This window comes from Amycolatopsis sp. NPDC043887, assembly GCF_056435665.1.
Window position 1 is genome coordinate 114,382 of sequence record NZ_JBWKEB010000013.1, and the last position, 15,301, is coordinate 129,682.

Here is a 15,301-nt window from a genome sequence, read left to right on the forward strand (position 1 = left end):
CGTCCTCACCACTCACGAGACGCTACGCTGTCCGGGCTCAGACCACCGCGAGCGGCAGCGCCGTCGGGTGCACCGGAGCGGGCAGGTCCGAAGCACCGGTCAGGTACGCGTCCACCGCGCTCGCCACCGAGCGTCCCTCGGCGATCGCCCAGACCACCAGCGACGCACCGCGGTGCGCGTCACCGCAGACGAACACGCCGGGCGACTCCGTCTGCCAGTCCGCGCCGCACGAGAGCGTGCCGCGTTTGGTGAGGGAGAGCCCGAGCCCGTCCAGCAGCGGCATGTGCTCGACACCCTCGAAGCCGATCGCGAGCAGCACGAGGTCGGCGGGCAGTTCCTCGACCTCGTCGTTGACCGGGGTCACCATGCGCTTGCCGGTCTCCGGGTCCTTGACCACGCGGACCTGACGGAGCTCGACCGCGCGCACGTTGCCCTCGTCGTCACCGATGAACCGCGTGACCGCGACGGCGAACTTGCGCTCGCCCGCCTCTTCGTGCGCGGGATAGGTGCGCAGGATGTACGGCCAGGTCGGCCACGGCGACCGCTCGTCGTCCCTTGTGGACGGTGGCGTCGGGTACTGGTCCAGCTGGGTCACCGAAAGCGCGCCCTGACGGGTCGCGGTGCCATAGGAGTCGGCCCCGGTGTCGCCGCCGCCGATGATGACGACGTGCTTGCCCGCCGCGTCCACCGCCGACGGGCCGTCGCCCTCGACGTACTTGTTGGCCGGGACCAGATGTTCCATCGCCAGGTGGATCCCGGCCAGCTCACGTCCGGGCGTGGTCTTGTCGTCGCGGCCGCGCAGCGCGCCCACGGCGAGGACCACCGCGTCGTAGCCCGCCCGCAGTTCCTCGACGGTGAGGTCGACGCCGACCTCGCAGCCGGTGACGAACTTCGTGCCCTCCTTGCGGAGTTGCGCGAGCCGCCGGTCGAGGACCTTCTTCTCCATTTTGAACTCGGGGATGCCGTACCGCAGCAGGCCACCGAGGCGATCGTCCCGTTCGTAGACGGTCACTTCGTGGCCGGCGCGGGTCAGCTGCTGCGCGGCGGCGAGCCCGGCGGGGCCGGAGCCGACGACCGCGACCCGCTGCCCCGACGAAACGGCCGAGACCTGCGGCTGCACGTAGCCCGCTTCCCAGGACTGGTCGGCGATCGTCTGCTCGACCCGCTTGATCGCCACCGGGCCGCCGGACAGCGGCGAGACCGACAGGACACAGCCCGCCTCGCACGGCGCGGGGCACAGCTTCCCGGTGAATTCGGGGAAGTTGTTGGTGGCGTGGAGCCGGTCGCTCGCCGCGGCCCAGTCGCCGCGGCGCACGAGGTCGTTCCACTCCGGGATCAGGTTGCCCAGCGGGCAGCCGGAACCACTGGAATGGCAGAACGGGATGCCGCAGTCCATGCACCGCGAAGCCTGCTTGCGCACCTGTTCGTTGCGCTCGGCGGGCTCCACGTCGGCGTACACCTCGCCCCAGGTGGCGAGACGGTCCTCTTTGGACTTCTTCTTCGGCTCTTCACGGTCGTACTTCAGGAAACCCGTCGGATCAGCCACGAGCGGCCTCCATGATCGCTTCGTCGACGTCGCGGCCCGCGGCACGCGCCGCCTTCGCCGCGTCAAGGACACGCTGGTAGTCGCGGGGCATCACCTTGGTGAACGCCGCCGAGCGACGCGGCCAGTCGCCGAGCAGCGACGCGGCCACGGCCGAACGCGTGAGGTCGTAATGCTTCTGCACGGTCTTCTTGAGCCAGGCGAGGTCTTCCGAGGACGGAGCCAGGAGGTTGACCATCTCCTCGTTGACCTTGCCCCGATCGAGGTCGAGCACATAGGCCTCGCCGCCGGACATGCCCGCCGCGAGGTTGCGCCCGGTCGGGCCGAGCACCACGGCCTGCCCGCCGGTCATGTACTCGAAAGCGTGGTCGCCGACGCCCTCGGCGACGACCACCGCGCCGGAGTTCCGCACGCAGAACCGTTCGCCGACCTGGCCGCGCAGGAACATCTCGCCACCGGTGGCGCCGTAGGCGAGCGTGTTCCCGGCGATGGTCTGGCCTTCCGCGGCGAATTTCGCGTCCGGATGGGGGCGCACGATGATCCGCCCGCCCGAAAGGCCCTTGCCGACGTAGTCGTTCGCGTCGCCGACCATGTCGAGCGTGATGCCGCGCGGCAGGAACGCCCCGAGCGACTGCCCGGCGGAACCGGTCAGCAGCACGTGGATCGTGTCCTCCGGCAGCCCCTCACCGCCGTAGCGGCGAGTGATCTCGGAACCGAGCAGCGTGCCGACGGTCCGGTTCACGTTCCGCACCGGCAGTTCGAGCCGGACCGGATGCGCGTCCTCCAGCGCCGCCTCGGCGAGCTGGATCAGCGTCCGGTCGAGCGCGTGCTCCAGGCCGTGGTCCTGGTTCCGGGTGCGCCGCTTCGCCCCGCCGTAAGGAGTCTCGGCCGGCATCTCGAAGATCGGCGCGAGGTCGAGGCCGGAGGCCTTCCAGTGCTCGACCGCCTCGTCGGTGTTCAGCATCTCGGCGTGCCCGATGGCCTCGTCGAGGGTGCGGAAACCGAGCGCCGCCAACGTTTCCCGGACCTCTTCGGCGACGAACCGGAAGTAGTTCACGACGTGGTCGGCCTGGCCGGTGTACCGCTTGCGCAGATCCGGGCTCTGGGTCGCGACGCCGACCGGGCAGGTGTCGAGGTGGCAGACGCGCATCATGACGCAGCCCTCGACGATCAGCGGCGCCGTCGCGAAGCCGTACTCCTCCGCGCCGAGCAGCGCGGCGATGACGACGTCCTTGCCGGTCTTCATCGCGCCGTCGACCTGCACGGTGATCCGGTCTCGCAAACCGTTGAGCAGCAACGTCTGCTGCGTTTCGGCGAGCCCGATCTCCCACGGGGTGCCCGCGTGCTTGAGCGAGTTCATCGGGGAGGCGCCGGTGCCGCCGTCGTGGCCGGAGATCAGCACGACGTCGGCGTGCGCCTTGGACACGCCCGCCGCCACCGTGCCGACGCCGAGCGAGGACACCAGCTTCACGTGGATGCGGGCGTTCTCGTTGGCGTTCTTGAGGTCGTGGATCAGCTGCGCCAGATCCTCGATCGAGTAGATGTCGTGGTGCGGCGGCGGCGAGATCAGCCCGACGCCGGGCGTCGAATGCCGCGTGCGCGCGATCCACGGGTAGACCTTGTTCGGCGGCAGCTGCCCGCCCTCGCCCGGCTTCGCGCCCTGCGCCATCTTGATCTGGATGTCGTCGGCGTTGACCAGGTATTCGCTCGTGACCCCGAACCGGCCACTCGCGACCTGCTTGATCGCGCTGCGGCGCGCCGGGTCGTAGAGCCGCTCGGGGTCTTCCCCGCCTTCACCGGTGTTGGACCGGCCGCCGATGCGGTTCATCGCGATGGCGAGCGTTTCGTGCGCCTCGGCCGAAATCGAGCCGTAGGACATCGCGCCGGTGTTGAAGCGCTTGAAGATCGCCTCCACGGGCTCGACCTCGTCCAGCGGGACGGGCTCACGCGCGCCCTCACGGAAGGAGAACAGCCCGCGCAGCGCGCCGCCCTGCCGGTACAGGCGGTGCACCTCGTCGGAGTACTTCTTGTACACCTCTTCCCGGCCGGTCTTCGTCGCGTGCTGCAACAGGAAGACGGTCTCCGGGGTGAACAGGTGCAGTTCGCCCTCGCGGCGGTACGCGTATTCGCCGCCGGTCTCGAGTCCACGGTGGACCCGGTCGGTCGGGTTGTCCGGGTACGCCCGGCGGTGGCGCGTGGCGACCTCTTCGGCGAGCACGCCCAGCCCGACGCCGCCGAGCTTCGACGACGTCCCGGTGAAGTACTCGTCGAGCAGGTCCTGGCTCAACCCGAAGGACTCGAAGACCTGCGCCGCGGTGTACGCGCCGACGGTCGAGATGCCCATCTTCGACATGATCTTCAGGACGCCCTTCACGAGCGCCTTGACGTAGTTGCGGATCGCCTTGGCGGGCTCGATGCCGGTGACGGCACCGGTCGAGATCATGTCTTCGATGGTCTCGAAGGCCAGGTACGGGTTCACCGCCGCGGCGCCGTAGCCGAGCAGCAGCGCGATGTGGTGGACCTCGCGGGCGTCACCGGTCTCGACGACCAGCGCGACGCGGAGCCTTTCTTTGGTACGCACCAGATGGTGGTGCACCGCGGAAACGAGCAGCAGCGACGGGATCGGCGCCATGCGGTGGTCGGAGTCGCGATCGGACAGCACGAGCGTGCGCGCGCCGGCCGCGATCGCCTCGGAGGCCTCGCGCCGGACCCGCTCGATCGCGGACGCCAGTGCCTCGGCTCCACCGTCCACTTCGTACAGTCCGGAAAGGACACTGCACGCGAAGCCGGGAAGGTCGCCGTCGTCGTTGATGTGGATCAGCTTGGCGAGTTCGTCGTTGTCGATCACCGGATACGGCAGCTGCACGTGGCGGCAGGAGGCCGGGCCGGGGGCGAGCAGATTGCGCTCGGGGCCCATGATCCGGCTCATCGACGTGACGAGCTCTTCGCGGATCGCGTCCAGCGGCGGATTGGTGACCTGCGCGAAGTTCTGCTTGAAGTAGTCGTAGAGCAGCCGGGAACGCTGCGACAGCACGGCGGGCGGGGTGTCGGAACCCATCGAACCGATCGGCTCGGCGGCCTTGACCGCCATCGGCGCGAGGAGGATCTTCAGCTCTTCTTCGGTGTAGCCGAAGGAAAGCTGGCGCCGCAGCACGGAATCGTGACTCTGCACGATGTGGTCGCGGTCCGGGAGGTCGGCGATCTGCAGGAGACCGGCGTGCAGCCAGCCCTCGTACGGGAGTTGCTTCGCCAGCTCCGACTTGACCTCTTCGTCGTCGACGATCCGGCCCGCCTCGGTGTCCACCAGGAACATGCGGCCGGGCTTGAGGCGCCCCTTGGCCACGACGTCCGCGGGGGCGACGTCGAGCACGCCCGCCTCGCTGGCCAGCACGACACGGTCGTCGGCGGTGCGCCACCAGCGGGCGGGGCGCAGGCCGTTCCGGTCCAGCACCGCGCCGACGAGGGTGCCGTCGGTGAAGGTGACACAGGCCGGGCCGTCCCACGGCTCCATGAGGCTGGCGTGGAACTGGTAGAACGCACGACGCTGTGCGTCCATCCCGGCGTGGTTCTCCCACGCTTCGGGGATCATCATCAGCACCGCGTGCGGCAGCGACCGGCCGCCGAGGTGCAGCAGCTCCAGCACCTCGTCGAAGGAGGCGGAGTCCGACGCGTCGGCCGAGCAGATCGGGTACAGGCGGGTCAGGTCGCCGGGGATGAGGTCCGATTCGAGCAGCGCCTCACGGGCGCGCATCCGGTTGCGGTTGCCCCGGATGGTGTTGATCTCGCCGTTGTGCGCGACGAACCGGAACGGATGCGCCAGCGGCCACGACGGGAAGGTGTTGGTGGAGAACCGGGAGTGCACGAGCGCGATGGCGCTGGTGAGCCGGGTGTCGGTCAGGTCGGCGAAGAAGAGCGGGAGCTGCTCGGGGGTCAGCATTCCCTTGTAGACGATGGTCCGCGAGGACAGCGACGGGAAGTAGGTGCCGCAGCCCGCGGTCACGCTCTCGTTCTCGACGCGTTTGCGGAGACAGAAGGCAAGGCGGTCCAGCTCGAGCCCGGAGGGACATCGTCCGTCGGCCTCGGCGCCCGCGACGAACAGCATCGCGAAATGCGGCATCACCGAACGCGCCGTCGGGCCGATGTCGGCGCGGTCGGCGTCGACCGGGACCTCACGCCAGCCGAGGACGTCGAGGCCCTCTTCACCGGCGATCCGCTCGATCAGGGCGATGGCCTTGGTCCGCTCCTCGATGTCCGAGGGCAGGAAACCGATCCCGGTCGCGTAGGTCTGCCGGCCGCCGGCGTCCGCCTCGGGCAGAGTGAAGTCCACTTCGGCCCGCAGCAGCTCGTCCGGGAGCTGCAGCAGGATGCCCGCACCGTCACCACTGGTCGGCTCCGCGCCGGCGGCGCCGCGGTGGTCGAGGTTCGTCAGCGCGGACAGGCCGTCGGTGACGATGCCGTGCGAACGCCGCCCGCGGACGTCGGCCACCATGGCCACACCGCAGGAGTCCTGTTCGGATTCGGGATCGTAGAGACCCTGTTTGCCTGGAATGGCGGAGAAGATCATGAAGGGACCTCCTTCGTCGTCTGTGCTCAGCGGCCGGGCGGGGCCGGCCGGGGGAATGCGCACGGGACGACGATGGCCCGTTCGTTAGCGCGACTTTAACACCTGTGAAACACGTCGGCATCAGTTCGGCGGTCGCGAAAGCCCGCCGATGGGTAACGATCTGGACGCCCGGAACGACACAGTTCCTGATGAGGGCACAGTACTTCGTTCCGCTAAGTATATGTCCCGTTCCGGGATGTCACGAGACGCGGTGAGGCGACCCTAGTCACTCCGGGCGCCCGGCGCGAACCCTGGGCCGATTAGGCCGTCCGGCCCAATCCTGAGCTTCACGGCAACCTGACACCGCTCTAGATCGACCTAGAGGTGAAATCACTTCACCTCTGGGGGCTTGATGCTCAAGTTGATCCGAAGAACCGCTGTGCTCGGCGCGGCCGCGCTCACGTTCTCCGCCCTGCTCTCGGCCACGCCCGCGCTGGCCACCTCCGAGACGGCCACTTCGGCGCCGGCCGTCTACATCGACCTCAAGGCGCCGACGAAGTCCTTCACCGCCACCGGGAATGACGTTCCGGTCGGCGCCTGGACCGACCGCGGGTTCCACGCTTCGAAGGCGTACTTCACCTTCGACCTGCGCCCCTATCGTGGGGCCACGATCGGCTACGCCGAGGCGTACGCGACCGAAACCGCCGCCAACGACTGCACCAAGCCGCGTGCGACCGAACTGTGGGTCACCGACCCGGCGACGGCGCCGACCTGGCTGCGTCAGCCGAAGGAGCGAACCAAGCTTCCCGGCCCGGGCGCCCAGGGCGGCTGCCTGTGGAACCGCGTCGAATGGGACGCGGGACAGGCGATCACGGCCGCGCTCGCCGCGGGCAAGGAGTCTGTGACCTTCGCGCTGCGGATGCCGGACGACCGGCAGTTCGACCCGGCCTACGGCAGGCGCGTCGAGAACCGCCTGCATCTCTACGTCGACTACAACCGGCCGCCGACCGTGCCGACTGACCTGCACGTCGGGCTCAAGCCGTGCGCCGCGGATCCGGTGTACACGGCGGATAACCCCATCGAGGTCTACGGCCGGGTCGACGACCCCGACCGGTCCTCGGTCTCCGGCCGCGTGACGGTCTGGCCCGCCGACGACCCCGCGAACCGGCGTGAAGTGGGCCCTGACTTCCCGACCGGGTCACCGCACGGTGTCCGGCTTCCGCTCCCGGCCGACTTCATCACCGAAGGCCGGGTCTACCAGTGGACGATGCAGGGCATCGACGGCGACCTGACCGGCCCCGTCAGCGCTCCGTGTTCGTTCGTCGTCGACCGCGTCGCGCCCGCCACCGAACCGGTGGTGACGTCCGCGGAGTACCCGCCCGGCGGTGAACGCCATGGCGCCGTTGGCATCCCTGGCACTTTCACGATCGACGCCAAGGGTGATCAGGACATCGTCGGCTTCAGCACCAGCAGTGGCTACGTGGCCGCGGACCGTCCCGGCGGCGTGGCGACCGTCCAATACGCACCGAAGCGAGAATTCGACTCCTTCAGTGCTTGGGGCCAGGACAAGGCGGGCAACCGCGGCCCCGGCGCGACGTACGGCATCGTCGCGACACCGTCGGAGCCGGGTGTCACCTTCGATGCCCAGGCCGTCGCCGTGGGCAAGCCGCTGCGCCTCGACTTCACTCCCGGCGCGATGCCGGGGGTCGTCGAGTACGTCTACGACTTCGGCTGGACCGGTGAGGTCGTGGTCCCGGCCGGGCCGGACGGCATGGCGACGACCACGGTGACCCCGCGGGAGCCGATGACCTACCTGGTCGTGTCGAGCCGTACCAAGGAAGGCTGGACATCCCAGCGCTGGGAGGATCGGATCGAGCAGAACACCGCCCCGGTCGTCACCAGTTCCACCTATCCGGCCGGCCGGCCGGGCGGCGGGGTCGGCGTACCGGGCGAGTTCGTCTTCTCCTCGGCGGTCCCCGGTGTCACCGATTTCCTCTACACCGTGGACAACGGAGCGCCCCAGTGGGTCGCGGCGACCGGTGGGACGGCGACGATCACGGTCACCCCGGCCAGTGCCGGACCACACCAGCTCGAAGTCCAGGCGATCCTGGCCGACGGCAATTTCGGTGATCCGCGGTACTACTCGTTCATCGTGAACGGCTAGCCGGAGCCGGTCCCGCTCCGCGCGAGCGGGACCGGCAACCACTAGAACGTGTTACAGTTCCGCGCATGATCCTGGACCGTTTCCGGCTCACCGACCAGGTCGCCGTGGTCACCGGCGCCGGACGCGGGATCGGCGCGGCGACGGCCGTGGCGCTCGCCGAGGCCGGTGCCGACGTGATGATCTCGTCCCGCACCGAAACCCAGCTCGACGACGTGGCGGCCCTGGTCGCCGCCACCGGCCGGCGCGCGCACGTGGTGCCCGCCGACCTGAGCGACCCGGCCGCCGCGGGCGAGCTGGCTCGGATCGCGACGGCGGAATTCGGGCGGCTGGACCTGGTGGTCAACAACGTCGGCGGAACCTATCCCCGGCCGCTGCTGGAAACCACCGCCGAATTCCTCGAAGAAGCCTTTCGTTTCAACGTCTCCACCGCACACGCACTGACCGTCGCGGCGGCCCCGTCCCTGCTGGAGACGGGCGGATCGGTCGTCAACATCTCGTCGGTCATGGGCCGCGTGACCGGCCGTGGCTTCGCCGCGTACGGGACGGCGAAGGCCGCGCTGGCGCACTACACCCGGCTCGCGGCGGCTGATCTCGCGCCTAAGGTGCGGGTGAACGCGATCTCGGTCGGCTCGGTGGCGACTTCCGCGCTCGAAGTGGTGGTGGGCAACGATGAACTGCGCGGCCGGATGGAGGCCGCCACTCCCCTGCGCCGGATCGGCGAGGCCGAGGACATCGCGGCCACCGTCGTGTTCCTGGCGTCGGGCGCGGGCCGGTACGTCACCGGCAAGATCATCGAAGTCGACGGTGGATTGCAGGCCCCGAACCTCGAGCTGGGCCTGCCCGATCTGTAGGAGACTGTCGGCGGAGCTGAGAGATATCGGGAAAATGACCATACGCGTGAACCCGCCCTGGCCGAAGGCCCCGCTATCGCGGTGGCAGGACGCCCTGCTCGTCAACCGTGACGTGGTCTCCCAGGCAGCGTCCTGCCGACGTCGATCGCGGACGCGGGTTCACCAACCAGACATCAGGAGGCGAACGCCGTGCGCGTGGTCCAGTGGAGTACCGGGAACGTCGGCCGCCACGCGCTGGCGGGGATAGCCGCGCGGCCGGATCTCGAACTCGCCGGAGTCTGGGTTTCGAGCGACGCCAAGGTGGGCGTGGACGCTGGGGATCTGGCCGGGCTCGGTCGCCCGCTGGGTGTCACCGCGACGACCGACGCGGACGCGCTCATCGCTCTGAAGCCCGATTGCGTGCTCTACACGGCGATGGCCGACGACCGGCTGCCGGAGGCCGTCGAAGACCTGAAACGCTTCCTGCGCGCGGGGATCAACGTGGTTTCCAGCAGCCCGGTGTTCCTCCAGTATCCCGAAGGCGTCGTCCCGCCGGAGATGATCGAGCCGATCCGGAAGGCCGCTCGCGAAGGCGGTGCTTCGCTGTGGGTCAACGGTGTCGACCCCGGCTTCGCCAACGACTGGCTGCCACTGGTGCTCACCGGCGTGTGCGAACGGATCGACGAGGTGCGCTGCCTGGAGATCCTCGACTATTCGACGTACGACAACGGCAAGGTGCTGTTCGAGATCATGGGCTTCGGCCGGGAGATGGACGATCTGCCCTTGCTGTTGCAGCCCGGTGTGCTGTCGCTGGCCTGGGGCAGCGTCGTGCGGCAGCTCGCGGCCGGGCTGGACGTCGAACTCGATGCCGTCGAGGAGGTCTACGAACGGCTTCCTGCTCCGGAGACGTTCGACATCGCTTCGGGGACGATCAAGGAAGGCACGGCGGCGGCGCTGCGGTTCGAGGTGCGCGGCATGCGCGGCGGGCGGGCGGTGTGCGTGCTGGAGCACATCACGCGCCTGCGCGGCGACCTCGGGCCGGACTGGCCGCAGCCGACCGGGCAGGGCTGCTACCGCGTCCAGGTGACCGGGGAGCCCGACTACGTGCTGGACCTGCGTCTGGTCGGCAGCGACGGTGACCACAACACGGCCGGGCTGAAGGCGACCGCGATGCGGCTGGTGAACGCGATCCCGGCGGTGGTGGCGGCTCCGCCGGGGCTGCTGACGGCGCTGGACCTGCCCTTGGTGACGGGGCGAGGCCTGGTCTCTCGCTGACGCCGCGACGTCCGTGAAGGCCTCCTTGCCTACCCTCAAGGTAGGCAAGGAGGCCTTCACGGACTTGCGGCGCTACTTCTCGGGGTCCGGCTTCGGGTCCTCGGTCGCCTTGTCCGCGGCCGAGTCCCGGACGGTGTCCGGAGCCGCCGCGACGTCCGCGTGCGTCTCCTCATCGGACGGCTCGGAGGAGGAAGAGGTACCGGAGTCCTCTCGCGGCACGTCCTTGCTCCACAACGTTTCCGGCGCTTCCCGCGGTCCACGCTTGGCGGCGAGGACGAAGTACGCGATCGCCGCGGCGAACAGCAGGATCGAGGTCCACACGTTGACCCGCAGGCCGAGGATGTGGTTCGCGGTGTCGGTCCGCATCATCTCGATCCAGAACCGGCCCGCGGTGTACCCGGCGACGTACAGCGCGAACACGCGGCCGTGGCCGAGGCGGAACTTCTTGTCCGCCCAGATGACCAGCAGCGCGACACCGAGGTTCCAGATCAGCTCGTAGAGGAACGTCGGGTGCACCGGGCTGTCCGGCAGCGGGACGTGCCCGAGCGCGACGCCGTTCAGGAAGTCGTCCGGGTTGGCCGGGTTGTAGCGCTGGTAGATCTCCAGGCCCCACGGCAGGTCGGTGTGCGCGCCGTAGAGTTCCTGGTTGAAGTAGTTGCCGAGCCGCCCGATCGCCTGCGCGATCACGATCCCCGGCGCGAGCGCGTCCGCCATCGCGGGCAGCGGGATCCCCCGGCGGCGGCAGGCGATCAGCGCGCCGACCGCGCCGAGCGCGATCGCGCCCCAGATACCGAGCCCGCCGTCCCAGATCTTCAGCGCGTTGAGCGGGTTCTTGCCCTCGCCGAAGTACAGCTGGTTGTCGGTGATGACGTGGTACAACCGCCCGCCGACCAGGCCGAACGGCACCGCGAAGACCGCGACGTCGATGACCGTGCCCTTCGTGCCGCCGCGGTTGACCCAGCGCCGCTCGCCCAGCCAGATCGCCACGATGATGCCGGCGATGATGCAGAGCGCGTAGGCCCGGATCGGGACCGGCCCGATATGCCAGACGCCCTGGTCGGGGCTGGGGATGGTCGCGAGGAACGCTGCCGAGGCGGTATTCACGTCGGCCACCGTAGCGCTTCGTCCACTTCTTGGGGGCGTCAGCCCTCGACGGCGGCCAAATAGCCCGCGATCAGCGCGGACGCGACGTGCCCGATGGCGGCGTCGGGCGGCAGGAACACCTCGTCGTGGAGGCTGGGCGCGCCCGCGGTGTCGCCGAGGCCGACGAACATCATCAGCCCGCGGGTCATCCCGCAGTAGTGCGCGAAGTCGTCGGCGCCGAACGACCGGAAGTCGGTGTCCACGACTGCCCCCGTCCGGACGAGTCGCCGGTGCGCGCGCTGGGTGAGCCCGGCGTCGTTGTGCAGCACCGGTTCGCACGGGCTGATCTCCAGTTCCGCCCGGCAGCCGTGCGCCTGTGCGGTGCCGTGGACGACCTCGGCGAGCCCCTCCAGGGCGAGGTCGCGGTCTTCGGCGCGCATCAGCCGCAGCGAGCCCGACAGGCGGGCCTCGTTCGGCACGACGTTCGCCGTCGTCCCGGCTTCGATCCGCCCGACCGAGCAGACCGCGCCGAACACCGGGTCGACCCGGCGGCTCGCGAGCTGCTGCAGGCTCACCACGATCTGGCTGAGCGCGAGGATCGGGTCCCGCAGCAGATGCGGGTAGCCGGCGTGCCCGCCCTGACCGCGGACGACGACGTCGAACTCGTCGGTGGAGGCGTTGACCGGTCCCGGCACCGCCGAAACCACCCCCGCCGCGAGCCTGGGCTGCACGTGCGCGCCGATGACCGACTCGACGCCGTACTCGGTGAGCACGCCGGAGTCGACGATGTCCAGCGCGCCGGACGGCGACGTCTCCTCACGCGGCTGCAGGAGCGCGAGGAGCGGCCGGGGCACCCCGACCACGGAGGCCGCGCGGCAGGTGGCGACGAGCGCGGCCATGTGGACGTCGTGCCCGCACGCGTGCATCAGCGGTGTCTCCGAGGCCCACGGGATCCCGGTGCGTTCGGTGACCGGCAGCGCGTCCAGCTCGGTGCGCAGCGCCACGGCCGATCCCGGCGAGGTACCGGGAAGCAGCACGGCGCGCCCGGTCTTGGCGACCCGGACCCCTTCGTCGATGCCCAGCGCCTCGACGACGACCCGCGCGGTGTCCTCCTCGTCCCCCGACGCGCGCGGATCGGCGTGCACCCGGTGCCGCAGTTCGATCGCGGACGGCAGTTCCGCCTCGACGGCGGCCTCCCACCGGTCCTGCAGTTCGTCCAGTTCCGTCATGTCCCCTCCAGCCCGTACACCCGTTCGGCGTTGCGGTGCCCCACCAGCGCCGCTATCCGATGCGCGTCCACTTCGGACAGTACGTCCGAAGTGAGCCCCGCGTACAGGAAGTCGGACAGTCCCTGTCGGAACAGCGCGGTGCCGAGGTGGTGCAGCTCGGCCAGCCCGAACGCGTCCGTGGAGAACAGCAGCTTCCCGAACGGCACGATCTCCATTGTCTCCGCGATGATCGCGGGCGCACGATGACCGGCGTTGTGCGTCGCGAGTCCCACGTCGATGAACACGTGCTCGAAGACCTGCGCCAGATACGCGGCGTTCCGGTGGAAGGGATAGTTGTGCAGCAGCATGATCGGCACCCCGTGTGACCGGGTGGCCCGCAACAGCCCGGTGAGCAGCAGCGGATCGCAGCGGTGCAGGTCCACGTCCGCGTCGCCGAAGCCGACGTGGAACTGGATCGGCAGGGCCAGGTCGATCCCGGTCCAGAACAGGAACCGGTGCAGGACCTCGTCCGCGAGCCGGACCGGTCCGCCCGCCTCGATCCGCGCGAGCCAGCGGCCCGCCGCTTCGGTGACTTCGGTGTCCGTCGGCCGCTCCCCCGCCAGGTCGAGGCCGACGCGGTAGGCGGCGATGGACTTGAACCCGACCGCGGTCGTGGCGCGTTTCGCCAACTCCGAGGCGAAGGCCGGCGCGAATCCGGCCGCGGTGGTGGAGCCGATCACCGTTTCGGCGACCTGTTCGAGGCGGACGATGTCCCGCGCGCGGGCGCCGGACAGGGCCGCGAACTGCTCGGTCGTGGTCAGCGTGTCCGGCAGGAAGCCGCCGTCGAGCAGGAATTCGGTCGTGCCGGTGGCGCGCAGGAACCGCGCGTTGACCTCGGTGGCGCCCAGTTCGGCGCGGCGGGCCAGATAGTCCTCGGCCGGGACGTGCGGCGGCAGGTCGAGCACCGGGGCGCAGCGGGCCCGCACCGCGAGCCCGATCAGCGAGTCGAACAGGGTCGTGCCCAGTGACGAGACGGTGTCGGCCTCGGTGAGCAGCTGTTCGAACTCGATCCGGCCCAGATCACCGGTGACGACGCCGTGGCAGTGGTGGTCCACGAGCCTCGTCCGTGCGACGAACGGCAGGATCTGGGTTCCCGGCATGAGCGCGTCCCTTCTCGTGGTCGACGAGTGCGGCCTCACCCTATGACCGGATCCAGGCGTGGCAAGGGACTCCGGTCGAGGCCAGGATGAGGAACCATGGTGAACCGGGAAGCACTGACCGCCCGCGCGACCGCCCTCACCGGGGAACTCCGGGCCCGGGGTGTCGAGCTTGTGGCGCTGACCTTCGTGGACAACGCCGGGATCGCGCGGGTCAAGGCGGTACCGCTGCGGAAGTTGCCGTCCGCGGCCGCTTGGGGTGTCGGCGCTTCGAAGTCCTTCGACTTCTTCGGCTCGGACGACGTCATCAGCGGCGGCGAGTATTCCCTCGGCCCGGTCGGTGACCTGCGGCTGCATCCGGACCTCGACGCGTTGACCGTGCTCGCCGGGCAGCCTGGCTGGGCCTGGGCTCCGGTGACGAAACTCGACCAGGAGGGCGAGCCGCACCCGCAGGACGCGCGGGCCCTGCTGGCGACGGCGGTGGACCGGCTCGCCGCGCGCGGTCACCGGGCGCGGATGAGTTTCGAAATCGAATGGGTGATCACCGGCGCCGACGCGCCGGACGATCCGACCTCGGCCACCGCGGGCCCGGCGTACGGCTACGCGAGACTTTCCGAGCACGCGGACTATCTCCGCGCCCTGGTGTCCACTTTGGACCAACAGGGGGTCGGCGTGGAACAGATCCACCCCGAGTACGCCGACGGCCAGTTCGAGCTGTCGGTCGCGGCGGCGGACCCGGTGCGCGCGGCCGACATCGCCGTCCTGACGAAGGAGACGATCCGCGCGCTCAGCCACCGGCACGGGCTGAAGGCGTCCTTCACCCCGAAGTTCGCGCCCGCCGGCGTCGGCAACGGCGGGCATGTGCATCTGAGTGTCTGTGACGGCGCGCGGAACCTTTTCTTCGGCGGGGAAAGGGTTTTCGGGCTGACGCCGGTCGCGGAGTCGTTCAGCGCGGGCATCCTGCGGCGGCTGCCCGCGCTGCTCGCGATCGGGGCACCGTCGGTGGTCAGCTATCTGCGACTGGAGCCGCACCACTGGGCGGGCGTGTACGCCGCGTGGGGGCTGGAGAACCGGGAGACGCCGCTGCGGCTGGTACGCGGCGTCGCCGGGAACCGTGACTCGGCGGCGAACCTCGAGGTCAAATGCTTCGACCTGACCGCGAATCCGTATCTGCTGGCGGCCGCCCTGCTGTTCGCCGGGATGGCCGGAACCGACGAGGAGGCGGTGCTGCCGGAGCCGCTCGACGTCGACCCCGGGATCTTGACCGACGAGGCGCGCGCCGCCCGCGGGATCGAGCGGCTGCCGCTGCGGTTGGAGGACGCCGTCGCGGCGTTCGAGGCGGACAAGGCCCTCACTGCCGCGTTCGGCGCTCCGCTGGCGACGACGATCGTGGGCCTGCGGCGGGCGGAGATCGAGCGGTTCGCGCTCGCGACCCCGGAGGAGATCACCGAAGCGCAGCGGTGGCGGCACTGAGCGGCCGGTCCAGCTGGTCGTGAGT

General features: G+C 70.0%; 9 protein-coding genes. 4 read left to right on the plus strand and 5 right to left on the minus strand.

Going from position 1 to position 15,301, the window contains the following annotated elements; all coding sequences use genetic code 11:
• Positions 1 to 37: 37 nt before the first annotated feature.
• Complete coding sequence (locus AC069H_RS30745) at positions 38 to 1,546, minus strand: glutamate synthase subunit beta (RefSeq protein WP_478227174.1); 1,509 nt, start codon at positions 1,544 to 1,546, stop codon at positions 38 to 40.
• Entirely contained in the window at positions 1,539 to 6,107 is a 4,569-nt protein-coding gene (gene gltB, locus AC069H_RS30750; protein WP_478234649.1) for a glutamate synthase large subunit, read from the minus strand. The genes AC069H_RS30745 and gltB overlap by 8 nt, the downstream gene beginning before the upstream one ends.
• 391 nt (positions 6,108 to 6,498) lie before the next feature.
• Here gltB and AC069H_RS30755 point away from each other — a divergent pair, with 391 nt between their 5' ends.
• The 3 genes from AC069H_RS30755 to AC069H_RS30765 all read left to right on the plus strand — a co-directional run bounded on the left by AC069H_RS30755 (position 6,499) and on the right by AC069H_RS30765 (position 10,355).
• On the plus strand, positions 6,499 to 8,250 hold the full coding sequence (locus tag AC069H_RS30755; protein WP_478234650.1) for a hypothetical protein: 1,752 nt from the start codon (positions 6,499 to 6,501) through the stop codon (positions 8,248 to 8,250).
• 65 nt (positions 8,251 to 8,315) lie between these two features.
• Positions 8,316 to 9,101 carry an SDR family oxidoreductase gene (locus AC069H_RS30760; protein WP_478227177.1) on the plus strand — a complete coding sequence of 262 codons (786 nt, stop codon included), beginning with the start codon at positions 8,316 to 8,318 and terminating at the stop codon, positions 9,099 to 9,101.
• 189 nt (positions 9,102 to 9,290) lie between these two features.
• Entirely contained in the window at positions 9,291 to 10,355 is a 1,065-nt protein-coding gene (locus tag AC069H_RS30765) for an NAD(P)H-dependent amine dehydrogenase family protein (protein ID WP_478234651.1), read from the plus strand.
• A gap of 72 nt (positions 10,356 to 10,427) precedes the next feature.
• On the opposite strand, the gene lgt is transcribed toward AC069H_RS30765, so the two are convergent.
• The 3 genes from lgt to AC069H_RS30780 are packed head-to-tail and all read right to left on the minus strand — an operon-like array spanning position 10,428 to position 13,806.
• Positions 10,428 to 11,468 (minus strand): prolipoprotein diacylglyceryl transferase, encoded by a 1,041-nt coding sequence (gene lgt, locus AC069H_RS30770; protein ID WP_478234652.1) that lies wholly within the window; start codon positions 11,466 to 11,468, stop codon positions 10,428 to 10,430.
• Between the two features lie 29 nt (positions 11,469 to 11,497).
• Entirely contained in the window at positions 11,498 to 12,667 is a 1,170-nt protein-coding gene (locus AC069H_RS30775; RefSeq protein ID WP_478234653.1) for a M20 metallopeptidase family protein, read from the minus strand.
• Positions 12,664 to 13,806: an amidohydrolase family protein gene (locus AC069H_RS30780; RefSeq protein ID WP_478234654.1), complete on the minus strand. Its 1,143-nt coding sequence runs from the start codon at positions 13,804 to 13,806 to the stop codon at positions 12,664 to 12,666. The genes AC069H_RS30775 and AC069H_RS30780 overlap by 4 nt, the downstream gene beginning before the upstream one ends.
• Positions 13,807 to 13,902: 96 nt before the next feature.
• On the opposite strand from AC069H_RS30780, the gene AC069H_RS30785 reads away from it, so the two are divergent.
• Positions 13,903 to 15,276, plus strand: a complete 1,374-nt coding sequence (locus AC069H_RS30785) for a type I glutamate--ammonia ligase (RefSeq protein ID WP_478227182.1) — start codon at positions 13,903 to 13,905, stop codon at positions 15,274 to 15,276.
• Positions 15,277 to 15,301: the final 25 nt, after the last annotated feature.